This is a genomic window from Nocardioides sp. GXQ0305, from assembly GCF_050880345.1.
Taxonomy (GTDB): Bacteria; Actinomycetota; Actinomycetes; order Propionibacteriales; family Nocardioidaceae; genus Nocardioides.
This window is the reverse complement of the sequence record NZ_JBNYXG010000006.1, coordinates 267097-293370: the sequence shown is the minus strand read 5'-3', so window position 1 is coordinate 293370 and position 26274 is coordinate 267097. Positions and strand designations below refer to the sequence as shown.

The 26274-nt window shown below is 73.3% G+C and carries 27 protein-coding genes, 1 tRNA gene and 1 other RNA gene; 17 read left to right on the top strand and 12 right to left on the bottom strand.

Translation table 11 applies throughout. The features are described 5' to 3' along the window. Positions 1 to 8 precede the first annotated feature (8 nt). From ACQ1X7_RS16665 to ACQ1X7_RS16650, 4 genes are all read left to right on the top strand, one after another. Complete coding sequence (locus ACQ1X7_RS16665; RefSeq protein WP_432479348.1) at positions 9 to 473, top strand: peroxiredoxin; 465 nt, start codon at positions 9 to 11, stop codon at positions 471 to 473. Positions 474 to 501: 28 nt separating this feature from the next. Then, positions 502 to 573 (top strand) — tRNA-Val (locus ACQ1X7_RS16660). A 103-nt stretch (positions 574 to 676) separates the two neighbouring features. Next, positions 677 to 1060 carry a hypothetical protein gene (locus ACQ1X7_RS16655; RefSeq protein WP_432479347.1) on the top strand — a complete coding sequence of 128 codons (384 nt, stop codon included), beginning with the start codon at positions 677 to 679 and terminating at the stop codon, positions 1058 to 1060. A 19-nt stretch (positions 1061 to 1079) separates the two neighbouring features. After that, a complete protein-coding gene (locus ACQ1X7_RS16650) occupies positions 1080 to 1955 on the top strand; it encodes a serine/threonine-protein kinase (RefSeq protein WP_432479346.1) in 876 nt (291 codons plus the stop codon). Here the strand turns inward: ACQ1X7_RS16650 and ACQ1X7_RS16645 are convergent. The 3 genes from ACQ1X7_RS16645 to ACQ1X7_RS16635 are packed head-to-tail and all read right to left on the bottom strand — an operon-like array spanning position 1945 to position 4491. After that, a complete protein-coding gene (locus ACQ1X7_RS16645; RefSeq protein WP_432479345.1) occupies positions 1945 to 2616 on the bottom strand; it encodes a response regulator transcription factor in 672 nt (223 codons plus the stop codon). The genes ACQ1X7_RS16650 and ACQ1X7_RS16645 overlap by 11 nt on opposite strands. Beyond that, positions 2601 to 4043 (bottom strand): sensor histidine kinase, encoded by a 1443-nt coding sequence (locus ACQ1X7_RS16640; RefSeq protein WP_432479344.1) that lies wholly within the window; start codon positions 4041 to 4043, stop codon positions 2601 to 2603. Before ACQ1X7_RS16640 ends, ACQ1X7_RS16645 begins: the two co-directional genes overlap by 16 nt. A 58-nt stretch (positions 4044 to 4101) precedes the next feature. Beyond that, positions 4102 to 4491: a hypothetical protein gene (locus ACQ1X7_RS16635; RefSeq protein WP_432479343.1), complete on the bottom strand. Its 390-nt coding sequence runs from the start codon at positions 4489 to 4491 to the stop codon at positions 4102 to 4104. 154 nt (positions 4492 to 4645) lie between these two features. On the opposite strand from ACQ1X7_RS16635, the gene ACQ1X7_RS16630 reads away from it, so the two are divergent. The 5 genes from ACQ1X7_RS16630 to ACQ1X7_RS16610 all read left to right on the top strand — a co-directional run bounded on the left by ACQ1X7_RS16630 (position 4646) and on the right by ACQ1X7_RS16610 (position 9769). Continuing rightward, positions 4646 to 6178, top strand: coding sequence for an AMP-binding protein (locus tag ACQ1X7_RS16630; RefSeq protein ID WP_432479342.1), 1533 nt, complete (start codon positions 4646 to 4648; stop codon positions 6176 to 6178). A 28-nt stretch (positions 6179 to 6206) separates the two neighbouring features. Further along, positions 6207 to 7328, top strand: a complete 1122-nt coding sequence (locus tag ACQ1X7_RS16625; protein ID WP_432479341.1) for a YqfO family protein — start codon at positions 6207 to 6209, stop codon at positions 7326 to 7328. Then, positions 7310 to 8089, top strand: coding sequence for a zinc ribbon domain-containing protein (locus tag ACQ1X7_RS16620; RefSeq protein ID WP_432479340.1), 780 nt, complete (start codon positions 7310 to 7312; stop codon positions 8087 to 8089). Before ACQ1X7_RS16625 ends, ACQ1X7_RS16620 begins: the two co-directional genes overlap by 19 nt. Beyond that, on the top strand, positions 8090 to 8767 hold the full coding sequence (locus ACQ1X7_RS16615; protein WP_432479339.1) for a histidine phosphatase family protein: 678 nt from the start codon (positions 8090 to 8092) through the stop codon (positions 8765 to 8767). A 129-nt stretch (positions 8768 to 8896) separates the two neighbouring features. Further along, a complete protein-coding gene (locus ACQ1X7_RS16610; protein ID WP_432479338.1) occupies positions 8897 to 9769 on the top strand; it encodes a response regulator transcription factor in 873 nt (290 codons plus the stop codon). Positions 9770 to 9774: 5 nt separating this feature from the next. On the opposite strand, the gene ACQ1X7_RS16605 is transcribed toward ACQ1X7_RS16610, so the two are convergent. Continuing rightward, a complete protein-coding gene (locus tag ACQ1X7_RS16605; protein WP_432479337.1) occupies positions 9775 to 10548 on the bottom strand; it encodes a YaaA family protein in 774 nt (257 codons plus the stop codon). A gap of 24 nt (positions 10549 to 10572) precedes the next feature. Between ACQ1X7_RS16605 and ACQ1X7_RS16600 the strand changes: the two genes are divergently transcribed. The 3 genes from ACQ1X7_RS16600 to ACQ1X7_RS16590 all read left to right on the top strand — a co-directional run bounded on the left by ACQ1X7_RS16600 (position 10573) and on the right by ACQ1X7_RS16590 (position 14037). Continuing rightward, the gene (locus tag ACQ1X7_RS16600; protein ID WP_432479336.1) at positions 10573 to 12027 is read left to right on the top strand and encodes an RNB domain-containing ribonuclease; all 1455 of its coding nucleotides are present in this window, start codon (positions 10573 to 10575) and stop codon (positions 12025 to 12027) included. Between the two features lie 94 nt (positions 12028 to 12121). Continuing rightward, the gene (locus ACQ1X7_RS16595) at positions 12122 to 13771 is read left to right on the top strand and encodes a hypothetical protein (protein ID WP_432479335.1); all 1650 of its coding nucleotides are present in this window, start codon (positions 12122 to 12124) and stop codon (positions 13769 to 13771) included. A gap of 35 nt (positions 13772 to 13806) precedes the next feature. Beyond that, positions 13807 to 14037 carry a hypothetical protein gene (locus ACQ1X7_RS16590; protein WP_432479334.1) on the top strand — a complete coding sequence of 77 codons (231 nt, stop codon included), beginning with the start codon at positions 13807 to 13809 and terminating at the stop codon, positions 14035 to 14037. A 206-nt stretch (positions 14038 to 14243) separates the two neighbouring features. On the opposite strand, the gene rnpB is transcribed toward ACQ1X7_RS16590, so the two are convergent. Together rnpB and map are read right to left on the bottom strand one after the other, a co-directional pair. Then, an RNA gene (rnpB, locus tag ACQ1X7_RS16585) (RNase P RNA component class A) lies at positions 14244 to 14668 on the bottom strand. A gap of 42 nt (positions 14669 to 14710) precedes the next feature. Beyond that, a complete protein-coding gene (gene map, locus ACQ1X7_RS16580; protein ID WP_432479333.1) occupies positions 14711 to 15568 on the bottom strand; it encodes a type I methionyl aminopeptidase in 858 nt (285 codons plus the stop codon). Between the two features lie 23 nt (positions 15569 to 15591). Between map and ACQ1X7_RS16575 the strand changes: the two genes are divergently transcribed. Then, a complete protein-coding gene (locus ACQ1X7_RS16575; RefSeq protein WP_432479332.1) occupies positions 15592 to 15789 on the top strand; it encodes a hypothetical protein in 198 nt (65 codons plus the stop codon). 12 nt (positions 15790 to 15801) lie between these two features. Further along, the gene (locus ACQ1X7_RS16570) at positions 15802 to 16086 is read left to right on the top strand and encodes a hypothetical protein (protein ID WP_432479331.1); all 285 of its coding nucleotides are present in this window, start codon (positions 15802 to 15804) and stop codon (positions 16084 to 16086) included. Positions 16087 to 16095: 9 nt separating this feature from the next. Here the strand turns inward: ACQ1X7_RS16570 and ACQ1X7_RS16565 are convergent, their stop codons facing one another. The 4 genes from ACQ1X7_RS16565 to ACQ1X7_RS16550 all read right to left on the bottom strand — a co-directional run bounded on the left by ACQ1X7_RS16565 (position 16096) and on the right by ACQ1X7_RS16550 (position 19818). Next, positions 16096 to 17304, bottom strand: coding sequence for a PQQ-dependent sugar dehydrogenase (locus ACQ1X7_RS16565; protein ID WP_432479330.1), 1209 nt, complete (start codon positions 17302 to 17304; stop codon positions 16096 to 16098). A 25-nt stretch (positions 17305 to 17329) separates the two neighbouring features. Next, positions 17330 to 18175 carry a 3-methyl-2-oxobutanoate hydroxymethyltransferase gene (gene panB, locus ACQ1X7_RS16560; RefSeq protein ID WP_432479329.1) on the bottom strand — a complete coding sequence of 282 codons (846 nt, stop codon included), beginning with the start codon at positions 18173 to 18175 and terminating at the stop codon, positions 17330 to 17332. A gap of 29 nt (positions 18176 to 18204) precedes the next feature. Continuing rightward, the gene (locus tag ACQ1X7_RS16555) at positions 18205 to 19143 is read right to left on the bottom strand and encodes a phosphotransferase family protein (protein ID WP_432479328.1); all 939 of its coding nucleotides are present in this window, start codon (positions 19141 to 19143) and stop codon (positions 18205 to 18207) included. 186 nt (positions 19144 to 19329) lie between these two features. Next, on the bottom strand, positions 19330 to 19818 hold the full coding sequence (locus ACQ1X7_RS16550; protein WP_432479327.1) for a VOC family protein: 489 nt from the start codon (positions 19816 to 19818) through the stop codon (positions 19330 to 19332). A gap of 81 nt (positions 19819 to 19899) precedes the next feature. Between ACQ1X7_RS16550 and ACQ1X7_RS16545 the strand changes: the two genes are divergently transcribed. The 3 genes from ACQ1X7_RS16545 (at position 19900) to ACQ1X7_RS16535 (ending at position 23080) form a co-directional block, all read left to right on the top strand. Then, positions 19900 to 21939, top strand: coding sequence for an NAD(+) synthase (locus ACQ1X7_RS16545; RefSeq protein WP_432479326.1), 2040 nt, complete (start codon positions 19900 to 19902; stop codon positions 21937 to 21939). Continuing rightward, complete coding sequence (locus ACQ1X7_RS16540; RefSeq protein WP_432479325.1) at positions 21936 to 22607, top strand: class I SAM-dependent methyltransferase; 672 nt, start codon at positions 21936 to 21938, stop codon at positions 22605 to 22607. The genes ACQ1X7_RS16545 and ACQ1X7_RS16540 overlap by 4 nt, the downstream gene beginning before the upstream one ends. Before the next feature lie 80 nt (positions 22608 to 22687). Then, positions 22688 to 23080: a hypothetical protein gene (locus ACQ1X7_RS16535; protein ID WP_432479324.1), complete on the top strand. Its 393-nt coding sequence runs from the start codon at positions 22688 to 22690 to the stop codon at positions 23078 to 23080. A 25-nt stretch (positions 23081 to 23105) separates the two neighbouring features. Here ACQ1X7_RS16535 and ACQ1X7_RS16530 read toward each other — a convergent pair whose 3' ends face one another. Continuing rightward, positions 23106 to 24722 (bottom strand): AbgT family transporter, encoded by a 1617-nt coding sequence (locus ACQ1X7_RS16530; protein ID WP_432479323.1) that lies wholly within the window; start codon positions 24720 to 24722, stop codon positions 23106 to 23108. A 7-nt stretch (positions 24723 to 24729) separates the two neighbouring features. After that, positions 24730 to 26103, bottom strand: a complete 1374-nt coding sequence (locus tag ACQ1X7_RS16525; protein ID WP_432479322.1) for a M20 family metallopeptidase — start codon at positions 26101 to 26103, stop codon at positions 24730 to 24732. Between the last annotated feature and the right edge of the window lie 171 nt (positions 26104 to 26274).

Sequence of the window (26274 nt, the reverse complement as noted above, 5' to 3'; positions counted from 1 at the left end):
GGCGCACCATGACCGGACTCTCTCTCGGCGGCCCCGCGCCCGACTTCACGCTGCGCGACCAGTTCGGCCAGGACGTCACGCTGTCGTCGTACCGCGGGTCCAAGGCCGTGGCGCTCGTGTTCTACCCGTACGCGTTCTCGGGGGTCTGCTCCGGCGAGATGGCCGGGCTCCGGGACCGGCTGGCCGAGTTCATGACCTTCGACACCGAGGTGCTCGCGATCTCGTGCGACCCGGTCTACGCGCTGCGGGCCTTCGCCGACCAGGACGGCCTCAACTTCCCGCTGCTCTCGGACTTCTGGCCGCACGGGGCGGTCTCCTCGGCGTACGAGGTGTTCGACGAGGCCAAGGGCTCCTCGCGCCGCTCGTCGTACGTCGTCGACCGCGAGGGCCTGCTGCGCTGGTCGGTGCACAACGCCAACCCCGAGGGTCGCGACCTCGACGAGCACCTCCGTCAGCTGCACGCACTCGTCTAGGTAGTCTGTGGCGCGCCCACCGGGCCTCGCGTCGGTAGCTCAGCGGTAGAGCTCTCGGTTTACACCCGAGCGGTCGGCGGTTCGATCCCGTCCCGACGCACCCACGACAGGATGAGAGGCGTCTCATCGCGCCCTCATCGCCTGCTCACCTCGTTCCCGGAGGCTTCCTTCCCGACGGCGACACCGCCCACGAGGAGGAACCCATGAAGCGCACCACCCTGACCCTCGGCACCGTCGGCATCGCCGGCCTGGTCACCACCGGCCTGCTCGCGCTGCCGATCACCTCGGCCGTGGCCGACGACGACACGGCCCTCAAGCGTGACGAGGACACACCCGACGTGGTGCTCGTCGCCGACGAGGACGACGACGACACGGCCGACCGCTCGCGCGGCGACACCCGTTCGCGCAACACCAGCGGTGCGAACAGCAACGACGGCACCAACAGCCGCAAGACCGCGGTCAGCCGCGACCGTGACAGGAGCCGCGGCGACAAGACCAGGGACTGGACCCGCGACGGCGGTGACCGGACCCGTGACCGGTCGGCCGGACGCACCAACGACCGGTCCCGCAACGACACCCGCCGCTGACCTGGTGGACCATGGTCCTGTGAGCGCGAAGGGCAGCTGGCACCTGCAGGAGGGCGACGCCGTCACCCCCGAGCTGACCGCGATGCGGCTGCTCGGGGGTGGGTCGGCGTACGAGGCGTACCTGGCGTTCGACGAGGTCACCTACGGCCCGGTCGTCGTGAAGGTGGTCCGTCCGGACCAGGTCGACGACGAGCACACGCTGCGCGGTCTCGGCCGGGAGGTCGAGACCCTGGCACGGGTGAACCACCCCGTGGTCGTCCGCGGGCTGCGCCACCAGCTCGACGGCGAGCGACCGCACGCCGTGCTCGAGCACATCGAGGGACCACGGCTCTCCAGCCTGATCCGCCGTCACGGGAGGCTCCAGCCGCAGCAGTACCTCCCGCTCGCGATCGAGGTCGCGGGGGCTCTGCACTACTTCCGGCGGGTCGACGTCGTCCACCTCGACCTCAAGCCCAGCAACGTGATCATGGGCTCGCCCGCCCGTCTGATCGACCTGTCGATCGCGAGGTCGCGGCAGCGGGCGAAGGGGTCGCGCCGGATCGGGACCGACTACTACATGTCGCCCGAGCAGGCCGACCCGGACACCCACGGTGGACCGGGTCACGAGGCCGACGTCTGGGGGCTGGGAGCCACGCTGTTCCATGCCGTGGCCGGCCACCGCGCGTTCGACAAGGGCGACGCCGACGCCGAGCGTCTCGCCGACCGCTTCCCCCAGCTGGTCCGGGATCCCCACCCCCTGCCGGACGACGTCCCGGACGTCGTGGCCAAGGTGGTGATGGCCGCCCTCGACAAGCGCCCGTCGGCGCGACCACTCCCGGCCGAGCTCGCCGACGCGCTGGAGCCCGCCGTCGCCGGCCTTCCGGCGCCGCGGCTCACCTTCAAGGTCAGGCGTTGAACCGGTAGCCCATCCCGCGCACCGTCGTGATCGCCCCGGCGCCGAACTTCTTGCGGAGGTAGCCGACGTAGACGTCGACCACGTTGGAGCCCGGGTCGAAGTCCAGGCCCCAGACGTGGTCGAGCAGCTGCTCCCGCGAGAGGACCTGGCCGGCGTTGCGCATGAAGATCTCGGCCAGCATGAACTCCCGGCCGGACAGGTCGAGCTCACGTCCGTCGACCGTGGCCCGACGGGTCCGCAGGTCGAGGCGTACGCCGCCGGCCTCGAGGGCGTCGCGCACCCCGGTGCCGCCGCCCCCCTGTGCCTGCCGCAGCCGCAGCCGCACCCGCGCCAGCAGCTCGGCGAACCGGAACGGCTTGGGCATGTAGTCGTCGGCGCCGCCCTCGAGCGCGGAGACGGTGTCGGTGACGGAGTCGCGGGCGGTGAGCACGATGACCGGCAGCCGGGACCCCTGCGACCGGAGCTGGTCGAGCAGGTCGAACCCGTCGAGCCGGGGCAGCCCGATGTCGAGGACCATCAGGTCGAACTCGCCGCTGAGCGCGTGGTCGAGCCCCTCGACCCCGTCGCCGGCCACCGTGGTGGAGTGCCCGTCGGCCGCCAGGCCCTTGGCCACGAACGACGCGATGCGGGTCTCGTCCTCGACGATCAGGATGCGGGCCACGACGACTCCCGCTCCCCGGGCAGGGTGATCACGAAGACCGCGCCGCGGCCGTCGGCGGGGTCCTCGATCGCGACCCCACCCCGGTGCGCCTCCGCGATGGCCCGGACGATCGACAGGCCGAGCCCGAACCCCTCGTCGCCCGGACGGACGACGCTGCGGCCGAACCGCTCGAACACGTGCTGGCGGTCCGACGCGGGCACCCCGGGCCCGGTGTCGCGCACCCAGATCCGGACGCCCCGCTCGTCGGCCGCCGACCCGATCGCGACCTCGTCGCCGTCGTCGGTGTGCTTGACGGCGTTGTCGGCGAGCTGGAGCACCGCCTGGGTGACGCGCTGCTCGTCGAGGGAAACCACGGCCTCGCCCGCCGCGTCGAGCACCCACGCGCGGTCCGCGAGCCCGCGCGCCTTCGAGAGCAGCGTGTGGGTCATCCGCTCGAGGCTGACCGGCGCGGTGGTGAGGAAGTCGGGACGGTCGGACTTCGCGAGCAGGATCAGGTCGCCGACCAGTCGCGACATCCGGTCGATCTCGTCGAGCAGCAGCTGCCGGGTCTCGGCGACCTCGCGGGGATCGTCGACGTCCATCAGCTCGAGGTGGCCCTGGAGGATCGTCAGCGGCGTCTTGAGCTCGTGCCCGGCGTCGTCGAGGAACTGCCGCTGGCCGACGAAGGCGAGCTCCAGGCGGGACAGCATGTCGTTGAAGGTCCGGGTGAGGGCCGTGATGTCGTCGTTCCCGCGCTCGGGCAGGCGGCGGGCGAGGTCGGTCTCGGTGATCTCGGTCGTGGTCTGCTGGAGCGTCCGCAGCGGCGCCAGCAGCCGGCCGGACTGCCACGCGGCGATCAGGAGCACGAGGCCGAGCGCCAGGACGGACACGATCGTGTAGGTCCGCAGGGTGCTGTTGAGCTCGACGTGCTCGTCGAGCAGGAAGTTGACGATGACCAGGGTGCCCTCGACGCGCTCGGACCCCTCGCGCTGCACCGGCACGCTGGTGACCCAGACCTCGCCGTACGGCGTGTCGTCGAGCTCGGTGGTGCCGCCGGACCCGAGCATGGCCGACACCGCCTCCTGGTAGGCGGGGAGCGCGAGGAACTCGTCGCCGTAGCGGTTGCGCGTGGCCAGGTCGCCGGCCCGCTCGGCCCGGCCGGGGTCGGAGGTGCCGCGCAACCGCTCCCCGGCGTACCAGATCAGCATCTCGTCGTCGTCGGGGACGTTGCGGGTGAGGAACACGCGGAGCAGGACGTTCGGGTCGCGGATCGGGCGCAGCGTCTGCGGGTCGACCGGGTCGTTGCCCTGGAACTCGCGGAGCTCCGCGATCTCCTGGTCGATCTGGTGGGCGACGCCGGCGTCGATCCGGTCCGACTCCAGCGTGTAGACCGTGACGCCGGCACCCGCCATCGCCAGGGCGGTCAGCAGCAGGATGACGGCGGTCATCCGGGTGCGGACGGAGAGGGAGGGTCGCGCGCGCGGCGAGGGGGGTGTGACGGGGGGCTCAGTCGTCGCCTCCCTCGTCGTCGCTGTCGCCCTCGGCATCGCCGTCGTCATCGTCAGTCTCGCCATCGTCCAGCCTGGTCGGCGACGGGAGGACGACCTCGGGGTCGTCCTCGACGTCGTCGTCGTCGCGCCCATTGTCCCTGCTCTCGCCGTCGTCGTCGTCGTTGCCTCGGCCGACGCCGTCGCCTCGCGGTCCCGGTCGCTGGCCGTCCCCCCGCGTCGGGCCGTCGTCGCGGGACGTCGGGCTGCCGCCCGGGTCGTCGTTCCGCAGGATGACGGGCTCGGGCTGCTCCGGCCGCTCCTGCCCCGTCGAGAGGGTCCCGACGACGTACGCCAGCAGCGGCAGCAGCACCGCCAGCGGCAGCAGCAGGACCTTCCAGTGGGACATGGGCCCAGCCTGCCCGGCCCGCGTTGGCTGCCGATGAGGCGACGATGAGAGGTCTCTCATCGGGTCGGCGTCCGCGCGAGGCCCCGGCCAACGCCCGGCCAACGGGGGCATGTCTAGAGTGACGGAGGTCACCAACCGCGCAGCAGGAGGACCGATGATCGTCCCGTTCAGCGTCTCCGACTTCCTCGACCGTGCCGTCACCGTCTACGGCGAGCGCACCGGTGTGGTCGACGAGCCGGACCAGCCCGCAGCGTCCCTCGGGGAGATGACGTACGCCGAGCTCGGCGCGCGCGCCCGACGGATCGCGGCCCGGCTCGACCAGCTCGGCATCGGTGTCGGCGAGCGGGTCGCGGTCGTGTCGCACAACAGCGCCCGGCTGCTGGCGGCGTTCTTCGGGGTGGCGGGCTACGGGCGGGTGCTGGTCCCGGTCAACTTCCGGCTGCGGCCCGACGAGGTGCGCTACATCGTCGGTCACTCGGGGGCGAGGGTGCTCTACGTCGACCCCGAGCTCGACGACGCGCTCGCCTCGGTCGAGGCCGAGCACCGGTTCGTGCTGGGCGACGACGACACGTTGTTCGCGGAGGAGGACGCGGACCCGAAGCCCTGGGACCCCGACGAGAACGCGACGGCCTGCATCAACTACACGTCCGGTACGACGGCCCGGCCCAAGGGCGTCCAGATCACCCACCGCAACATCTGGGTGAACGCGGTGACCTTCGGCCTGCACGCGGGCGTCAGCGACCGCGACGTCTACCTGCACACCCTCCCGATGTTCCACGCCAACGGCTGGGGCCTGCCGTTCACGATGACCGGGATGGGGGTGCCGCAGATCGTGCTGCGCAAGGTCGACGGGGCCGAGATCCTGCGCCGGGTCGAGCAGCACGGCGTCACCGTGATGGCCGCGGCGCCGGCCGTGGCGGCGGCCGTGCTCGAGGCCGCCGAGAGCTGGGAGGGCGAGATCCCCGGACGCGACCAGGTGCGGATCATCATGGCCGGCGCGCCGCCGCCGACCAAGACGGTGGTGCGGGTCCAGGAGGAGCTCGGGTGGGAGTTCGTCCAGATCTACGGCCTCACCGAGACCTCGCCGCTGCTGACCTTCAACCGGACCCGCGCCGAGTGGGACGACCTCGACGCCGAGGAGCGGGCCCGACTGCTGACGCGGGCGGGAGCGCCGGCGCTCGGCGTACGCCTCGAGGTCGACCAGGAGGGCGAGGTGCTGGCTCGGTCGAACGTCGTCCTCGAGGGCTACTGGGAGCAGCCCGAGGAGTCCGCCAGGTCGCTCGAGGGCGGCTGGTTCCACACCGGCGACGGCGGGACGCTCGGCGACGACGGCTACCTGACGATCTCCGACCGCAAGAAGGACGTGATCATCACCGGCGGCGAGAACGTCTCGTCGATCGAGGTCGAGGACGTGCTGTTCTCCCACCCGGCGGTCGCCGAGGTGGCCGTCATCGGCGTGCCGAGCGAGAAGTGGGGCGAGACGATCAAGGCGCTCGTGGTGCTCGCCGAGGGCGAGCAGGCGACCGAGGCCGACCTGATCGCGTGGTGCAAGGAGAAGGCGGCGGGCTACAAGGCCCCCACGTCGGTGGAGTTCCGCGACGAGCTGGCGCGGACCGCGACCGGCAAGCTGCAGAAGTTCAAGCTGCGCGAGGAGTACTGGAAGGGCTACGACCGGCAGGTCAACTGACGCCGGCCGCTCCACTACCCTCTCGGCCATGCCCCGCCTGTCCGAGGTCGTCGACCTGATCCACGGCTGGTACCCGCCCGCCACCGCCGACGCCTGGGACGCGGTCGGCCTGGTGTCCGGTGACCCGGCCGGCGACGAGGTCGGGCGGGTGCTGCTGGCGGTCGACCCCGCCCCGGTGGTCGCCGAGGAGGCCGCCGCGTGGGGCGCCGACCTGCTGGTGGTGCACCATCCCTTGTTCCTCGCCGGCGTGCACGGGGTCGCTGCGACGACCCCCAAGGGGCGGACGCTGCACACGCTGACCCGGTCCGGCTGCGCGCTGCTCACGGCCCACACCAACGCCGACCAGGCGGTCGGCGGGGTGTCCGAGGCGATGGCGAAGGCGCTGGGGCTGACCGGCATCGCACCGCTGGTCCCCGCTGCGGGCCTCCCGACCGACAAGCTCACCGTCTACGTGCCCGTCGCCGACGCCGACCGGGTGCGCGACGCGCTGGCCGGTGCGGGAGCAGGGCGGATCGGCGACTACGAGGCCGCCTCGTTCTCGACCAGCGGCCAGGGTCGGTTCCGGCCGCTGGAGGGGGCCGCGCCGGCGGTCGGCGAGGTCGGGCGCGCCGAGGTGGTCGAGGAGGAGCGGGTCGAGGTGGTGCTCTCCCGCGCGCTGCGGGGCGCGGTGATCTCCGCCTTGCTGGCGACCCATCCCTACGAGGAGCCCGCCTACGACGTCGTCGAGCTGGGCGACCCGGGCTGCGCCGCGACCGGTACCGGCCGGATCGGCGAGGTGCAGCCGACCACGCTGCGCGGCTTCGCCGAGCAGGTCTCCGCGGCGCTGCCGACCACGGCCCACGGCGTGAGGGTGGCCGGCGACCCCGAACGCGACGTACGGCGGGTCGCGCTGTGCGGCGGGGCGGGGGACTTCCTCCTCGACACCGTGCGGGCCACCGACGCCGACGTCTACGTCACCAGCGACCTGCGCCACCACCCGGCGTCGGAGTTCCTGGAGCACGACGGGCCGGCCCTGGTCGACGTCGCCCACTGGGCGGCCGAGTGGACCTGGCTGCCGGTGCTCCGGGACCGGCTGGCCGTCGCGCTGGGCGATACGGTGGAGACTCGCGTGAGCACGATCGTCACCGACCCGTGGCAGTTCCGGACCTGAAGACCCGAGGAGCCCCCCTGAAAGCCGACCCTTTCGTCCAGCTCAAGCTGCTCGACGTCCAGGAGCTCGACTCCCGGGCCGACCAGCTCCGGCACCAGCTGGCACACCTGCCCGAGCACGCCGAGATCCAGCAGCTGACCGCGACCCGGGCCGACCTCGACGACCGGGCACGCGACGCCGCGATCGTGGTCGAGGACCTCACCGCCGAGCAGGCGAAGGTCGATGCCGACGTAGAGCAGGTCAAGGCCCGGCGTACCCGAGACCGGGACCGGATCGACCAGGGCCTGATCAGCAACCCCAAGGACCTGCAGCGGATGCAGCACGAGCTGGAGTCCCTGGAACGGCGGATCACCTCCCTGGAGGACCAGGAGCTCGAGGTCATGGAGCGCCTCGAGGAGGCGCAGAAGACCCAGGACGAGCTCTCGGGCCAGGTCGTCGAGGCGGACGAGCGGTTGGCGGCGCTGACCGCCGCCCGCGACGAGAAGTCCGCCTCCCTGGACGCCGCGCTCGCCGACGTGCAGACGGCGCGGGTACCCATGCTCGACGGGATGCCGGAGGACCTGCTGTCCCTCTACGACCGGCTGCGCGAGCAGAAGGGGGGCGTGGGTGCCGCCGCGCTGCGCGCCCGGGAGTGCGGCGGCTGCCGCCTCTCCCTCGACCCGGCGGAGCTGACCCGGATCCGGGCCGCGGCGATGGACGAGGTGATCCGCTGTGAGGAGTGCCAGCGGATCCTCGTGCGCACCTCCGAGAGCGGGCTGTAGGTGGACCAGGCGCCGACGACGCTGGTGCTGGTGCGCCACGGGGTGACCGACCACACCACCGGCAAGCGGTTCTCGGGCGGCCTCGCAGGCGCCGACCCCGGCCTGTCCGAGGAGGGCCGGCAGCAGGTGCGCTCGGTGGGTGAGTGGCTCGCGCCCACCGCCGACCGGATCGACGCCATCGTCACCTCGCCCGTACGCCGGACCCGTGAGTCGGCCGAGATCCTCGGGTCGATGCTGGGTCGGGAGGTGGCCGAGGAGCCCGGCTTCGCCGAGATGGACTTCGGGGCGTGGGACGGGCTGACCTTCGAGGAGGTCGCCGAGCAGCACCGCGAGGACCTGGAGGCGTGGTACGGCTCGGTCGACGCCGCGCCGGGCGGTACCGGTGAGTCGCTGCGCACGGTCGAGGAGCGCGTCCTCGCCGCCCGTGACCGTTGCCTCACGGAGCACGCCGGGCGCACGGTGGTGCTCGTCAGCCACGTCACGCCGATCAAGACCCTGCTGGCGCACACGCTGGAGGCGCCGCTGCAGTCGCTGTACCGGATGGAGCTGGCACCCGCGTCCGTGAGCGTGCTCAGCCACTGGCCGGCGCAGGACGAACGCGGCCCGTGGGCCGCCGTCCGGCTGCTCAACGCGCTGCCGCCCGACCGGGCGTGGCTCGGGGAGCCGCCCCGCTGGTGAGCCGGCTGCCGCCGAAGGGGGAGACGGCGCGCCGCCGACGCGAGTACCGTGTGCCAGGAGCGGCCCTGCGGTCGCGGGCGACCCGGGTCACGCCCGCCGCGGCGCCGGACGGGCCGCCGCAACGGGGCGGTGAGGCAGGTGCAGGCGCGTACTCCTGGCTTCGACGAGTGGGTGGACCTCGTCGTGCAGCTGAGCCGCGACACGGCCGAGTTCCCGCGCGCCGTCCTCGCCGACCACCTGGCCGAGACCTTCTCCTGCCACGTCTCGTGGAACTGGGCGGAGCCGAGCGGCAGCTACGGGTTCGAGCTCCGCGGGCCGCTCCCTGAGTTCCTGGACGCGGCCCATGTCCGGCACTGGGCCGTGAAGGCGATGCGGACCCACCCGCTGCTGACGTGGTTCGCCCACACCCGTGACCCGCTCCCGATGACGGTCGGGCGCGTGCCGCGTGAGCTGGCGCCGGCGACGGGATGGACGCTCCTGCGGGAGTGCCTCGAGGACCCGGGGTGGGAGGAGCAGCTCTCCATCCCCTCGCACCTCGGTCCGTCCTCCTACCGGGCCATGGTGCTGGCCCAGACCCGCCACGACTTCACCGACGAGCAGCTCGACCTGGCCCGGCGGCTGCAGCCGCTGCTGGCCGTGCTCGACCGACAGGCGGAGGTGCTGGCCCGGACCGAGGCCCCGCTGACCACGGGCTCGGGCGCCGACCTGACCTGCCGGGAGGTGGCGGTGCTCCGGCTCCTCGGTGAGGGGAAGACGGCAGCAGCGATCGGCAACCGGCTGCTCGTGTCCACGCGGACCGTCCACACCCACCTCGGTCACATCTACCGCAAGCTCGGGGTGTCCGACCGCCTGATGGCGGTGCTGGCCGCGCGCGAGCTCGGCCTGGTGCCCTCGGCGACCGAGCAGCACCGCACGGCCGGTCGCCCGCTGCCCGGCGGCTCCTTCGCCTGGTCCGGGCCCAGCGTGTACGGGCCGGCGGCGGACGACGCACAGGCGGGCTGAGCGCGTCAGACCTGGTGGACCACCACGTCGAGGCGGGTGCCGGTGCCGGTCGGCTCGGGCTCCTCCACCTTCCAGCCGAGGTCGCGCAGCACGTCGGCGAGGGCTGCCGGCGTGCGCGGGTCGCGGCCGTCCTCCAGCAGCGCCCGGACGACCCGGCCCTTGGTCGCCTTGTTGAAGTGGCTGACCACCTGGCGGGTCCCGTCGACCTCGTGCAGCACCCGCACCGTCGCCACGCGGCCGGCCAGCGACGTCGGCGGGCGCCAGAAGCCGACGTAGGTCCCGGACCGCAGGTCGACGAGCAGGCCACGTCCGAGGGAGCGGGCCACCGCCTCGCCGAGGACCCCGCGCCACGCCGCGGCTACCGGCCCCAGCCCGGGCAGCGTGGTGTCGCCGGAGAGCCGGTACGCCGGGATCCGGTCGGTGGGGCGGACCAGCCCGAAGACCGAGGAGGTGATCGCGACCCGGGTGGCCGCGCGACGACGGGCCGCGGGGGAGAGGTCCCCGAACCCGAGCGCGTCGTACAGCACGCCGGTGTAGACCCGGTCGGCGCGGGCGGCCGGGGTCACGGTGAGCCTGCGGTTGCGCTCCAGCAGGTCGGTCTGCGTGCGGCCCACGCCCAGGAGCCCTGCGGCGTCCTGTCGGTTGCTGGCCTCGCCCAGCGCCGCGATGACGCCGCGGCGGACGTGGTCCAGCGTCGGGTGGGAGAGGGCGTCGAGGTCGAGCGGGGCGCCCCGTCGGGGAGCGGACTTGCCCTCGCTCGGAGGCAGCAGGATCAGCACGGGCGCAACGTTAGGGTGCACCCCATGGCGAGCAGTCGCGTGGTCAGGGTCCGGTCCCGGTCCGAGGCGGATGACGGCGTCGCCGCCGAGCTGCGTCGCGGGGTCGGGCGGATCCAGGCGGAGATGGAGGTCACGCCCGACTTCCCCGACGAGGTCGAGCAGGCGGCCCGAGCCGCCGCCGCGGCGCCCCGGTTGCCCGGCCTCGACCGCACCGACCTCGAGCTGGTCACCATCGACCCGCCGTCGGCCCGCGACCTCGACCAGGCGCTCCACCTGGAGCGCGACGGCGACGGATACGTCGTCCACTACGCGATCGCCGACGTCGCCGCGTTCGTGAGCCCCGGCGACCCCGTCGACGTCGAGGCGCACCTGCGGGGGGAGACGCTCTACGGCGCCGACGGGAAGGTGCCGCTGCACCCGACCGTGCTCTCCGAGGAGGCCGCCTCGCTGCTCCCCGACCAGGACCGGCCCGCACTGCTGTGGACGATCACCTGCGACGAGACCGGCGAGGGCATCGACGTCACCGTGGAGCGGGCACTGGTGCGCTCGCGCGCCCAGCTCGACTACGAGGGTGCCCAGCGGCAGATCGACGAGGGCTCGGCGCCCGAGACGCTCCAGCTCCTCCGGGAGCTCGGCGAGCTGCGCCTGCACCGCGAGGCGGCCCGGGGCGGGCTCTCGCTGCCGCTGCCCGAGCAGCGGGTCGAGGTCGACGGCGACAGGGTCGACCTCGAGTTCCGCTCCATGCTGCCGGTGGAGGAGTGGAACGCGCAGATCTCGCTGCTGACGGGCTTCGCGGCGGCGTCGCTGATGGTCTACGCGCGGGTGGGGCTGCTCCGGACCTTGCCACCGCCCGACCCCCGTGACGTGAAGCGGCTCCACCGCACGGCGCGGGCCCTCGGGATCGAGTGGCCGGCCGAGCAGCTGTATCCCGACTTCATCCGGGCCCTGGACACCGAGAAGCCGCAGCAGGCCGCGATGGTCGTGGCGTGCACCCGGCTGCTGCGGGGCAGCGGCTACGTGGCCTTCGACGGCGAGGTGCCGGGCGACCCCCAGCACGCCGCCCTGGCCTCGGAGTACGCCCACGTCACCGCTCCGCTCCGGCGGCTGGGCGACCGGTACGCCGGGGAGGTGTGCCTCGCCCTGTGCTCCGGTGACGACGTACCGGAGTGGGTGACCGGGCAGCTCCACGACCTGCCGAAGCTGCTCCAGCAGTCCGGCCAGCGGTCCCGGCGCTACGAGCGCGAGGTGCTCGACCTGGTCGAGGCGGCGCTGCTCCGGGGCAGGGTGGGAGACCGCTTCCCGGGCGTGGTCGTCGATGCCGACGACGACGACCCGAGGCGCGGCACCGTCACGATCGCCGACCCGGCGATCGAGGCCCCGGTCAGGAGCTCGGGGGACCTCCCGGTCGGCGAGGACGTCACCGTGGAGCTGGTGGCCGCGGACGTCGCGGAGCGGCGGATCGCGTTCCAGCTGGTCTGAGGGGCGGCCGAGGGTGGATCTCGCGAACCGCGGACACCGGCGAGTGGGGTGACCTACGCTGCCCGCGTCCCCCCGACGACGGACGGAACGCCCCATGCCGCAGCCCCGCGCCCTCGCTGCCCTGCTCCTGTCCGCGGGCCTTCTGATCCCCGTGCTCGGGGCCCCGGTGGCCTCGACGGCCGCCGACCCCGGACACCGGGAGGTTGCCCGCGCCACCGGCGAACGTCGGGCCGCCTCACTGGACTACGCGCCGAAGAGCTTCGTCGGCGGGCAGCAGCTCACCTTCACCGGCCACATCGGGGCGACGGGCCGCCGGGTGATCCGGCTGCAGATGCACCTCGACCGCCCCGGCGACGAGTGGATCACCATCGACGGCTTCCGACGCCGTACCCAGCGCGACGGCAGCTTCCGCTTCGACTACGTCGCTCCCTCGATGCGCGACAAGAAGATGCGGGTGCGTGGCGCCGGCGGCCTGGTCACGCCGGCGCTGACCTTCAACGCGAAGTCGCAGGACCTGGTGCTGCTGGAGGCCGGGACGCGTGAGCCGCTCACGACGGCCGTGGCCGGCACGCCGTTCGACATCTCGGTCGACACGACGCCGGACGACGACGTCGTGGAGGGACGCGACGACCTTCCGGGGCCCACCTTCGAGGGCCGCGCGCTCACCCTGCAGCAGCGGGTGCTCGACCCCACGCAGCCATCCGGCTACCGCAGCCCCTGGATCACCCTCTCGAAGGGTGAGGTCGTGACCGACCCCCGAGGCCTCGGCACGTTCCGCGACGTGCCCGCCCCGGGCGCCACCGGGGCGGTGGTCTACCGGGTCCGGCAGGAGAACTGGACGGCCGACGGCGACAGGGTGGGCTGGTTCCCCTCCTTCCCCACGTGTGTCGACGTGCTCGCTCAGCAGGGGGACTACCCGGGGCACTGCCCCCGCGCGGTGCGGACCGACCCTCTCACCACGCCGGACTCCAGCGACCGTTCCCTGCTCCGCGGCGGCGGCTCCACGACGGCCGGCGTGAAGTACGGCTGGGCGCCTGCGCTCTGGGACTTCGGCTGGTCCGCGGGCGAGTCGCTCTCGACCCCGCCCCACCGCGGCAGCGACCCGGAGGGCTGGTGGCTCGACTGGTCCGAGGGGACCGGCCGGGCGGTCCCGCACAACGGGCAGCTCAAGCTCGACAGCCAGCGCGAGCTGAAGCGGTTCGCCGCCAGCAGCGGCACCACGATGGTCACGATGAAGGGCAACCCGATGCGGCTCGGGCGCTGGGAGGTCCGACTGCGGGCCGAGGCCGACGTCCAGGGCCAGGCGCGCAGCCGCACCCGGATCGAGCTGGTGCCCGCCGACCCGGCCGACTACGCCTGCGGGGCCCGCAACCTCACCCTCGCCGACCTCTCCCCGGAGACCGACCACGTCCGCTTCGGCGTCCGCGCACCCGGGGGCACCGAGTGGACCCGGAACGTCGGGGGACTGGACCTCGACGGCCAGAACCACGCCTGGGGCGTCGAGGTGGCGCGCGACCACATCACGTGGTTCCGCGAGGGCCACCCGATCGGCACCCTGAAGAGCAAGGCGGCCATCCCCGACGTCCCGATGACGCTGCGGCTGAGCATCGTCGGCGAGGGCGACCGGCTGTTCAACCGCACCCAGACCTACTACGACTGGATGCGCGGCTACCCACTGACCCGCGGACGCGAGGTGAGGTCCGGCGGCGGCCTCCAGCGCGGGACCTTCACCGACGACTGCTGACCGGAGGGCCCGGCTCCCGGAGTAACGTCCGGGGCATGTCGGACGCCGATGACCAGCAGGTGGCTGCCACCGTCCAGGACGCCCTCGACGCGGCCGGCCGGCGGCACGACGCCGAGCCGGAGGCCGACATGGTCGGCCTGCTGCGCGAGGAGCTCGCCCGGCGCGGCGTCGACGTCGACGACGAGGCGTGGCTCGCCGAGGCCGCCGGGCACCTCGCCCAGGGGCGCCCGGTCGTCGTCGACCCGGATGCCGACACCACGGCGTGACCACGTAACCGGTTCCGGGGCCCGGACTACGCCACTTGGCGGATGCGCGCCGACCACCGCGCTCCTACGCTCGTGCGTGGGGAGGGACCAGGGGAGCTGCGGCGTTGTCGTTTCCCCCGTTCGAGGCGCTGCGTGTCTGGACCCGTCTCCGCCCTCGCCGTTCGCCCTTCGGAGCGGCGGCGAGGGCCCGGGGGAGCTCGGGTGGGCGAACGGGCCGGCCTGTAGGCCGGGTCCTGTCCCGCCTGACGGCGGGGGCGACCATCCATCTAGGACGACCGTTGCCGGCCGCCTCCAGCGGTCCACCCGCGTGCTCGGGCGGGCAGCCCTCGAGCGCACGCGCGCCCGGTGCTTCCCAGAACTTCGGGAGGCGCCGGACTTCTCGACCTTGCTCCAGGTGGGGTTTGCCGAGCCGGTCCGGTCACCCGGACCGCTGGTGGTCTCTTGCACCACCGTTTCACCCTTACCGTCCCGTCTGACCAGCCTTCGACCAGCACGGTGCGGCGGTCTGTTCTCTGTGGCACTGTCCCGCGGGTTGCCCCGGGTGGCTGTTGGCCACCACCTCGCCCTGTGGAGCCCGGACCTTCCTCGGCACCCTCCCGGAGGAGGGCGACGCGGTCGCCCGGCCGGCCCGTTCGCGGGTCCAGCCTAGTGGCTGTGCGGGCGGACGGTCCGGTCAGGCCAGGGTGAGGACCTCGGCACCGGTCGGCGTGACGAGCAGCGTGTGCTCGAACTGCGCACTCCGCCGCCGGTCGCGGGTCACGACGGTCCAGTCGTCGTCCCACATGTCCCACTCGTGGGTGCCGAGGTTGAGCATCGGCTCGATGGTGAAGGTCATGCCGACCTCGATCATGTCGTCGAAGCGGGGCTCGTCGTAGTGGGGGATGATCAGCCCGGAGTGGAAGGCGGTGCCGATCCCGTGCCCGGTGAACTCGCGGACGACGCCGTAGCCGAACCGACGGGCGTAGCTCTCGATGACTCGGCCGATGACGTTGACCTGGCGTCCGGGGCGAACCGTCTTGATGCCGCGCTCGAGGGCCTCGCGGGTCCGCTCCACCAGCAGCCGGGACTCCTCGTCGACGTCGCCGGCCAGGAACGTGGCGTTGGTGTCACCGTGGACGCCGTCGAGGTAGGCCGTGATGTCGATGTTGACGATGTCGCCGTCCTCGACGACGCGGTCGTCGGGGATGCCGTGGCAGATCACCTCGTTGACGCTCGAGCACAGGCTCTTGGGGAAGCCCTTGTATCCCAGCGTGGAGGGGTAGGCGCCGTGGTCGCAGAGGAACTCGTGGCCGATCCGGTCCAGCTCGTCGGTCGTGACGCCCGGCGCGACGTGGGACCCGACCAGCTCGCGGGCCTGCGCCGCCAGCCGTCCGGCCACCCGCATCTTCGCGATGGTCTCGGCGTCCTTGACCTCGCTGCCGGAGAACCGCTCGGGTGCGGCCCGGTCGACGTACTCGGGGCGCGCGATGCGGTCCGGCACGGCTCGGCGGGGAGACACGGTTCCGGGGGCCACGGGGGCTGCGACAGGCATGGAGCGAGTGTAGTTTCCGGAGCATGAGTGATTCGGCGTCGGAGTACTGGTTCTGCGTCAAGCACCACGCCGTCGAGGCCCCGCCGGACATGTGTCCGCCGATCGACCGGCTGGGGCCCTACCCGACGCACGCCGAGGCGGAGCGGGCGCTCGAGCGGGTCGAGGAGCGCAACGAGGAGTGGGACAACGACCCCAGGTGGAACGACGACCTCGAGGACTGAGGGCCCGACCACGTGAGCGAGATCCCCTCGCGGCCCGAGCGACCGCGGGCCTCCCCCTGGCCGTTCGCGGGGATGGTCGGGATGGCGTGCGTGTTCTTCCTGATCGCGGCCAGCGTGCTGACGACCCCCTGGTGGGTGGTCGGCGGCCTGCTCGTGGTGTGGGGGCTGGGCCTCTTCGTCGCCACCGCGTGGTGGTCGCTGCACCCCACGTGGGTGCCGTGGGTGCCGGTGGCCGTGGCCGTCCTCTGGTTCGCGCTCGTCGCGGGAGGCGCGGCCGCGTTCGGCTGGGGGGCCTGACCCGGCGCCTCAGCCCCGGCGGCGGGGGGTGATCCTCAGCACCCGGTCGTTGCCGCCGCCGTCACTCGTGGTCACCAGCAGCGCGTTCTGCGGCGTCAGGGTGACCGAGCGCAGCCGCTCGCCGCGCAGGGCCTGCGGCGCCCGGCTCCAGCGGTGCTTGCCCTTCGGGGAGAACTTCATGAAGATCATCCGCTGCGACCCGAGCGCCGCCACGGCGAGCGTGCCGTTGAGACGGCCCCAGCGCTTGCCCCTGACCCACGCGGCCCCGGAGGTCGCCAGCGTCGGGTTCCCCGAGCGCCACTTCGCTCCTCGCTGCGGTCCGGGCAGCGAGCGGTCGGTCATGGGGACCGACTCGTTGTAGCCGGGGACGGGGTGCCAGCCGTAGTCGCCTCCGCCGCGCAGCAGGTTGACCTCGTCGTCGCGGTAGGAGCCGTGCTCGACCGACCAGAGGGTGCCGTTCCGGCGCTGAGCGAGCCCCTGCACGTTGCGGTGGCCGTAGGTGAACACGTAGCGCTTGCGACGGTTGTCGGCGTTGCGGAACGGGTTGCCCCGCCACGGACGACCCGTGAACCGGTTGAGCCGCAGCGTCTTCCCGCCGAGGGACTTCAGGTTGCGCGGGTTGCGGCCCTGCGCGGCGTCACCGGTGCCGACCACCAGCGCGCCGTTCCTCGCGATCAGGAGCCGGCAGCCGCCGTGCCGTCCCGACGAGGTCGGGAACCCCTTCACGAGCGTCTCCTGGAACGTCGCGTCGTCCTCGTCGGCGCTGAGCCTCCAGGCGTTGACCCGGACGTCGTGCCCACCACCGCTCTTCACCCACCCCGTGCAGGTGTAGAAGCGGCGGTTGTTGCGGAAGCCCGGGTCGACGGCCAGCGACATCAGGCCGGTCTCGCCCGCCGCCCAGACCCGGTTCTCGGGGAAGTCCACCGTCGAGCGGGTGCCGTCGTGGGTCGACAACCGTCCGCCGCGCTCGGTGAGCAGCTTGGTGCCGCCCGGGAGCACCTGGACGTCCCACGGGATGTCGAGGTCGCCGACCACGGTCCTCACCCGCAAGCGGGGGAGGCGTGCCTGGGCCCGTTCGGTGCCCGCAGCGGCCGCCGCAGCCGGAGCCGAAGGGGGGGACGCCTGGGTCGCGGGGAGCGCCGCGAGGAGGGCGACCGGCAGGGTCAGCGCGAGCGGACGGACCAGCGCACGGCGAAGGGCTGCGTGGGGGAGGCGCATGCCTCACGTTAACCCGAGGCGCGGGTCAGAAGGTGTGCTCAGGGCCGGGGAAGCCGCCCGACCGGACGTCGTCGGCGTAGGCCCGGGCGGCGTCCAGCAGGACGCCGTGGACGTCGGCGTACTGCTTGACGAAGCGGGCCATCCGGCCGGTCCGGAGGCCGAAGGCGTCCTGCCAGACCAGCACCTGCCCGTCGCAGTCGGGTCCCGCGCCGATGCCGATCGTCGGGATCACCAGCTCGCGGGTGACCTCCCCGGCGAGGTCGCCGGGGACCATCTCCATCACCACGGCGAAGGCACCGGCGGCCTGCACGGCCCGGGCGTCGTGGAGGAGCCGGTCGGCGGCGTCGCCTCGTCCCTGGACCCGGTAGCCGCCGAGCGCGTGCTCGCTCTGCGGCGTGAACCCGATGTGGGCCATCACGGGGATCCCGCCCCGGACCATGTGCTCGATCTGGGGAACCAGGTCGGCGCCACCCTCGAGCTTGACGCAGTGGGCCCCGCCCTCCTTCAGGAACCGGACGGCGGTGAGGTAGGCCTGCTCGGGGGAGGCCTGGTAGGAGCCGAACGGCAGGTCGCCGACCACCAGGGCCCGCCGCACCGAGCGTGCCACGGCCCGGGTGAGGGGGAGCAGCTCGTCGACGGTCACCGGCACCGTGGTCTCGTTGGCGTAGACGTTGTTGCTCGCGCTGTCGCCGACCAGCAGCACCTCGATGCCGGCCTCGTCGAAGACCGACGCGGCGTACTGCTCGTAGGCGGTGAGCATCGTGAACTTCTCGCCGCGTTCCTTGAGCTCGCGCAGGTGGTGGGTGCGGACCCGTCGCACGGCGGGTTGCTGGGGGCCGGAGCCGTACGTCGCCGGCTGCTCCTCGCTCATCCGCTCAGGCTAGCGGCGCCGGGGACCGTTCAGGTGCGGCAGCGGTGGTCGCGTGGCTCACGCGTCAGCTCGTGGGTGAGGCCGGCCAGGGCGATCTCGTCGCTGTCGCCGCCGGTGTGCTCGGCCTCGAACCAGGTCGCGTACTGCGAGATCTCGTCGAGCCGCCACTCGAGGTCGAACATCTCCAGCAGCGTGGTGTCCGCCTGGACCAGGTGGCCCCAGCCGTGCTCCACGAGGGTGGCCAGGTCGCGTTCCCGGGGCGCGAGCCTGGCGGACTCCCAGTCGACGAGGTAGGTCCCCGTCTGCGTGGCCAGCTGGTTGCGCGTGTGCGGCTCGCCGTGGGTCGGCACCCAGGTGGTGTCGTCGGTGTCCGCGCCGAGCGCGAGGTAGCGCGAGGTCCACTCCCGGACCAGGGGGAGCCGCTCGCGGATCGCGCGGCGGGCCCGCTCTCCGAACGGGCCGCTCTCCCAGGGTCGGGCGGTCCGGGTCTCGAGGCGGAACGCGAACGCCGGGTGGACCAGCGGTCGCCAGCGGGGGAGCGACGGCGGTGCCGGCTCCGCGTGCAGCTCCGCCAGCATCGCGAGCGTCGCCTCGGCCTGCGCCTGGTCGACGAACGGACCGTCTCCGCTGCGGCCCTCCACCCACGGCGTCACGCTGAGCCGGTGGTCGCCGAGCGGGACGGTGCAGCTGCCGAGCAGGGTCCTCCGGCTGGGCAGCACGAAGGGGAGCCCGCGGGCGGCCAGCGTCGCGGCGGCGACGTACGCGCCCTCGAGGGACTTCCCGGTGTGCCGGTCGCCGAGCCGGTCGAGGGTGACGAACAGGACGGGCCGCTCGCCGACGAAGGCCTGCCAGTGCCACGCGCCGAACCCGACCGGCAGGTGCGAGACGCGCTCGACCTCCGGGAGCCAATGGGCCCAGAGGAGGCGGTGCACGTCGTCGTCGGAGACGTGCAGGGGTCGCTCGCGCACGGGAACTGCCTTCCGAGACGGTGGATGGTTTGGAGGGGGGTCACCGTCGCACCCCCAGATGTATCAGGTCGTGGCTCCCGGCGTCGGCGTTCGGCCCGTCCCTGCACCGTGGCGCCACCAACCGTGGCCGGACGCCGGACCTGCCCCACCCACCTGGGCCATGCCCACGCACCCGACTGGTCACGGTCAGCCGGCGACCACCGCGTCGGCCGCCGCCTCGAGGTCGGCGACGACCAGCCGGCGCATCGTGAACATCGCCCCCGCCGCGGCGCGGGCACGGCCCGGGTCGGGGTCGGTCAGCAGCTCGTAGAGCCGCACCGGCACCACCTGCCAGCACAGCCCGAACCGGTCCCGCAGCCAGCCGCACATCGACTCCTCGCCGCCGTCGGCCGTCAGCGCCGCCCAGTAGCGGTCGACCTCGGCCTGGTCGGCGCAGTCGACGGCGAACGAGATCGTCTCGCTGAAGCCGGCGTGGTCCGGGCCGCCGTTGACGCCCTTGAACCGGAGCGCGTTGACCGTCCACTCGGCGGCCATCATCGAGCCCGGCTCGCCGGGACCGGAGTCTCCGTAGCGGGTGACGTGGTGCACCTCCCCGTCGGGGAAGACCGAGGTGTAAAAGTCGACTGCCTCGCCCAGGTCGTCGTCGAACCAGAGGCACGGCGTGATCGAGGACATGGCGGCTCCTTCGTCGCGGTCGCGGCGTACGACGGTGTCGACCGGCCCGGGCTCCGAGACTCATCGCCCTAGACTCGCCACGTGGACTTCTACTCGGCCTACGACCAGGGGTTCGCGCGCGTGGCGGCGTGCACCGTCCCGGTGGCGGTCGCCGACCCGGCGACCAACGCGCGGACCGTCCTGGAGCAGGTCCGTGCCTGCCACGACGACGGGGTGGCGGTCGCGGTGTTCCCCGAGCTCGCGCTGTGCGGGTACGCCGTCGACGACCTGCTGCTCCAGGACACGCTGCTCGACGCCGTGCTGGCCGCGCTCGACGAGCTCGTCGCGGCGACGGCCGAGCTGACGCCGGTCGTCGTGGTCGGCGCGCCGCTGGTGCACGGCAACCGGCTGCTCAACTGCGCGGTGGTGATCCACCGCGGGCAGGTCCTCGGGGTCGCGCCCAAGTCCTACCTGCCGACCTACCGCGAGTTCTACGAGCGGCGCTGGTTCGCTCCGGGCGACGACCGGCGCGGCGCCACGATCACCCTCGGCGGGCGCGAGGTGCCGCTGGGTCCGGACCTGTTGTTCCGGGCGACCGACGTCCCGGGCCTGGTGCTCCACGTCGAGGTCTGCGAGGACATGTGGGTGCCCGTGCCGCCGAGCGCCGAGGCGGCGCTGGCCGGCGCCACCGTCGTGGCCAACCTCTCCGGCAGCCCGATCACGGTGGCCCGCGCCGAGGACCGCCGGCTGCTGGTCCGGTCCGCCAGCGCCCGTTGCCAGTCGGCGTACGTGTTCGCGGCCGCCGGGCAGGGGGAGTCGACCACCGACCTGTCGTGGGACGGGCAGACGATGGTCTACGAGTGCGGCGACCTGCTGGCGGAGGGGGAGCGGTTCCCGGACGGTGCCCGCCGCACCGTCGTCGACGTCGACCTCGACCGGATCCGGCAGGAGCGGCTGCGTCAGGGGACCTTCGACGACAACCGGCGCACCCACGCCGAGCGCGCCGCCGGCCTCCGCTCCGTCGAGCTGGCCCTCGACCCGCCCACGGGCGACGTCGGGCTGCGGCGCAAGGTCGACCGGTTCCCCTTCGTCCCCGACGACCCCGAGCGGCTCGCCCTCGACTGCTACGAGGCCTACCACATCCAGGTCGCGGGCCTCGAGCAGCGCTTGCACGCCATCGCCCATCCCGATCGGCCGAGTCCGAAGGTGGTGATCGGCGTCAGCGGCGGGCTCGACTCCACCCACGCCCTGCTCGTGGCCGCGCGGGCGATGGACCGGCTCGGCCGCCCGCGGGAGGACGTCCACGCGTTCACGATGCCCGGGTTCGCGACGGGCGAGGAGACCAGGTCGCTGGCCACCCGCCTCGCCAAGAGCCTCGGCGTGACCTTCGAGGAGCTCGACATCACCGCCGCAGCGCGGCAGATGCTGGCCGACATCGACCACCCCTTCGCGGACGGCGAGGAGGTCTACGACGTCACGTTCGAGAACGTCCAGGCCGGGCTGCGCACCGACTACCTGTTCCGGCTGGCCAACCACCGGGGCGGGATCGTCCTCGGCACCGGCGACCTGTCGGAGCTGGCGCTCGGCTGGTGCACCTACGGCGTGGGCGACCAGATGTCCCACTACGGCGTCAACGCCGGCGTCCCGAAGACGCTGGTCCAGCACCTCATCCGCTGGGTCGCCGACTCCGGCGAGGTCGGGCCCGACACCGGTGAGGTGCTGCGCGAGATCCTCGACCAGGAGATCACCCCCGAGCTGGTCCCCGGCGGCAGCCAGGCGACCGAGGAGTCGGTCGGCCCCTACGCCCTCCAGGACTTCACGCTCCACGCGGTGCTGCGCCACGGCCACCGACCGCGCCGGATCGCGTTCCTCGCCCACCACGCGTGGCGAGACGCCGAGGAGGGGGAGTGGCCGCCGGGCTTCCCGGCCGACGCCCGGCCGGCGTACGACCTGGCCACGATCCGCCGCTGGCTCGTGGTGTTCGTGCAGCGGTTCTTCGCCAGCCAGTTCAAGCGCTCGGCGCTGCCCAACGGGCCCAAGGTGAGCCCCGGAGGCACGATGAGCCCGCGCGGCGACTGGCGGATGCCCTCCGACGCGAGCGCCGCGGCCTGGCTGGCCGAGATCGAGCGCGACGTCCCGTGACCCAGGACTGGCAGCAGCGCGCCGACGAGCTCGCCGCCGAGTCGATCGGTGCCGGGCGGCCGACCGCGTGGTTCGACCGCCTGTACGCCGCCGGGGTCGCCGGCGAGGTCGGCATGCCGTGGTCGCGCGACGGCGCCCACCCGGCCCTGGAGGAGTGGGCGAACGGGCTCGACGGCGCCGGACGTCGCGCCGTGGTCGTGGGCAGTGGGCTGGGAGCCGATGCCGCCCACCTCGCGCGGCTCGGCTTCGCCACGACCGGCTTCGACGTGGCGCCGACCGCGGTCGACGAGGCGCGGCGCCGTCACGGCGGCTCGGGTGCCGACTTCGTCGTGGCCGACCTGCTCGCCCTGCCCGCCGAGTGGCGCGAGGCGTTCGACCTGGTCGTCGAGGTGTTCACGCTGCAGGCGTTGCCCGACCCACCCCGCTCCGAGGCTGCCGCGGCGGTCACCGACCTGGTCGCACCGGGCGGCACCCTGCTCGCGGTGCAGTTCCGCGCCGACGGCACCGTGGCCCCGGACGACGGCCCGCCGTTCCCGCTCGACCGCGCCTTCATGACCGGCCTCGCTCACGGCGGGCTCGACCTGGTGCGGCTGGAGGAGCTCGAGGGCCCGCTCTGGCGGGCCGAGTACCGCCGTCTGCCCGCACACTCCGTCGACGACCCGGCTTGACGTCGACTTGAGGGAGTCATCTCCCGTCCTTAGCGGTCCTCCCGGCAGGTTGTGCCCAGACCACTTACCCAGGAGGAACCATGAAGAAGCACCTGCTGCCCCTCGCCGTCTCGGCCGCCACCGTCGCGTCCGCCCTCACCCTGGCCCCCTCGCCCGCCCTCGCGGGCGACGGCGACGTCGAGAAGGCGCGCGGCTGCGGCGGGTTCCGGATCGAGCTCAAGGTCGGCCCCGAGGACGGCGGCTGGGAGGTCGAGTCGGACGTCGACGACGCCAGCGCCGGCAGCGACTGGCGGATCAGGATCCGGCACGACGGCCGCACGGTCTTCAACCGGGTCCGCACCGCCGGTCCGGGGGGAGACGTCGAGGTCGACCTGCGCCGCCCGGACACCCGCGGCGCCGACCGGTTCCGGTTCCGGGCGCACCCGGTCGGGAACCCGGACCGGGCCTGCGCGCTCCGGATCACCCGACGCTGAGCCCCGCGGGCGGGCCCGGGCGTCCTCAGGGGATCCGGATGCCGACTCCGGGGCCGACGTCGAGGCCACCGAAGTAGAACACCGAGAGCACGGCCACCCAGGCCACCCAGAACGGCACCACGAACGGCAGCATCCGGGCGATCACCGTGCCGAGCCCGGCGTCCGGCTCGTAGCGCTTGAGCATCACCAGGAAGATCCAGATGTACGGGTTCATGGGCGTGATGACCTGGGTCGCGGAGTCGCCGATGCGGAAGGCCGCCTGGACGAAGCCGGGCTCGTATCCGAGCAGGGCGAAGAGGGGGACGAAGACCGCCCCCATCAGCGTCCACATCGAGGACCCGCTGACGATGAACAGGTTGAGCAGCGACGCCAGCACGATGAACCCGAGGATCGCGGGATAGCCGGTGAGGCCGATGGACTCCAGGCCGTTGGCCCCGGACACGGCGAGCGCGGAGCCGATGTTGGTCCAGTTGAACAGGGCGATGAACTGGCCGAGCATGAACGCCAGCACGATGAACGCGGCCATGTCCTTGACGCCGAGGGCCATCACCTTCGGTACGTCGGCCGACTCCCTCATCGACCCGCTGACGTAGCCGTAGACCAGCGCCGGCCCGAGGAACAGCACGAACACGATGAACACGGTCGAGTCGAGCAGCGGCGACTCCGGCAGGAAGCCGCCCTCGTCGTTGCGCCAGGGCGACCCGCCGGGGAGGACCGCGACCAGGATCACGGCGGAGAGCAGCAGGAACGCCAGCCCCGCCATCCGCAGGCCACGCCGCTCGGCCGCGTCGAGCTCGGGCGCGAGGTCGTCGGGTCCGCTGCGCAGGGCCGGAGCGACGTCGTCGGCGTCCTGACCTCCCGCGACGGCGGCGGGCTCCACGTCGTCGCTGGTCACCATGTCGCGGGGGGCGTCCTCCCGGACCAGCCGCGGCTCCACGACGCGGTCGATGATCAGCCCGGCCACCAGCGCGAGCACGATCGAGGCGGCGACGTTGTAGTAGTAGTTCGAGATCGGCGTCACCGTGGCCCCGGCGTTCGGGAGGGTCTCGGTGACCGCGTTGGTGATGCCGGCGAACAGCGCGTCCAGGCTGGTGACGACCAGCGAGGTGGAGTAGCCGGCGCCGACCGCGGCGAAGCCGCCGACCAGCCCGGCGATCGGGTGGCGTCCGGCCGCCTTGAAGACCATCGCCGCCAGTGGCGGCACCACGATGAACGAGGCGTCGGCCATCACCGACGCGGTGACGCCGACCAGCCCCACGGCGTACGGGAGCAGCCAGCGCGGCGCCGAGCCGAGGCTGACCCGGATCGCGGCGCCGAGCAGGCCGGTCCGCTCCGCGACGGTCACCGCGAGCAGGATCGTCACGACCGTCACCAGGGGCGGGAAGCCGATGAAGTTGGCCCCGAGGTTGACGGTCAGCCAGGCGAGACCCTCACCGGTGAAGAGCCCGCGGACCGCCGTGGGCTCGTCGGTCCCGGGGATCGTGACGCTGGTGCCGGCGAGCTCGAGGACGGTCGAGATCACGCCCACCAGCAGGAAGAGCCCGAGGAAGAGCAGGAACGGGTCGGGCAGCTTGTTGCCGATGCGCTCCACCCCGGTGAGGAAACGGTCGGTGCGGGTCCGGAACTCGGCTGTCTGGCTCATGGTCGGGTCACCTGCCGTCGAAGTAGGTCGGGACGTCGACGGCACCACCGGCCGCCTCGAAGTCGGCTGCCACGGCGGCGCGCAGGTCGGCGTCGGACAGGTAGTCGGCGGTGACCGCGGCGAGTGCGTACGCCGCGTCGAGCACCACGCGGTCGGCCTCCGGCGCCACCGCCGCCTCCGCGAACTCGCGGGTGTGCAGGGAGGTGTCCTGGTCGGTGATCGCGACCATGGCGTGCACGCCGGGCACCCGGTAGGACAGGTTCCCGAAGTCGGTGGAGCCGGCGAACATGCGGGGCACCACGTCGGGGGCGAGCACGGTCCGCCCCCGTTCGGCGTACCTGCCGGTCCACGCGGTCGCGAGGGGACCGTTGCCCCGGACCGGGAGGTACGGCGGCGCCTCGTCCCACGACAGCTCGACCCCGCACCCGGTCATCAGCGCGGCCCCGTGGGCGATGTCGGCGAGGCGTCCGCTGAGCACGGAGAGGCTCTCGGGGTACTCGCTGCGCAGGTAGAACAGCATCTCGGCGTGCTCGGGGACCACGTTGGGGCGTTCCCCGCCCGACGTCACGATCCCGTGCACCCGGTCGGTCGGTGGCATCTGCTGCCGGTGGAGCCCGACTCCGGTGTACATCAGGTTGACCGCGTCCAGGGCATTGCGCCCCATGAAGGGCTGGGCCGAGGCGTGGGAGGTGATGCCGGTGAACGTCGCGCGCAGCTGGCGGCGGCCGAGGAACACCGGTTCGGCGATGTCGTAGGTGAAGGGGTGGACCATCAGCGCCGCGTCGACGCCCTCGAGGGCTCCCTCCCGGGCCATCAGCTCCTTGCCGCCGCCACCCTCCTCGGCCGGGGTCCCGAGCCAGACCACCCGGCCCGGGAGCCGGTCGCCGACGGCCGCCAGCGCCAGGAACGCACCGAGGCCGGCGGTGGCGATCACGTTGTGGCCGCACCCGTGGCCGATGCCGGGCAGGGCGTCGTACTCGGAGAGCACGGCGACCGTCGGTCCCGTCGGGTCGCCGGTCTCCGCGCGCAGTGCGGTGTCGAGCCCGTGGGCGCCCCGGACCACCTCGACGCCGTGGGACTCGACGAGGTCGGCCAGGGAGGCGGCGGACCGGTGCTCCTCGAACGCGACCTCGGGATGGGCCGCGAGGTCGTGGCTGGCGGCCACCAGCGAGGGCTCGAGGCCGGCGACCGCGTCGCGCAGGGCCTCGAGCAGGTCGCTCCGGGCGCCGGCCGACGTCGACGTCGGTGCCGGGGCGTTCCGGGCCCGTTCGCGGGTCTCGTGGGCGAGGCGGCGCACGAGGAAGTCGTCCGGTGGCTGCGGGTCGGCCACCCCGTACGGGTCGGCCGGACCCTTCGAGGCGCGGTCGTGCATGGTCAGCATCCCTCCCGTGTGAGCGGGCCCGAGGTGGGGCTGGACTGTCCGGGGAACCTAGCACCGGGTCGGGCCGCAGGGGCACCGCCCGTCCACGACCACGGCGACGGCCACGGCGACGGGGGCGGCCTCCCCGCGAGCCCGCAACACCGCCGACACACGTGTGAGACATAGTGGCCC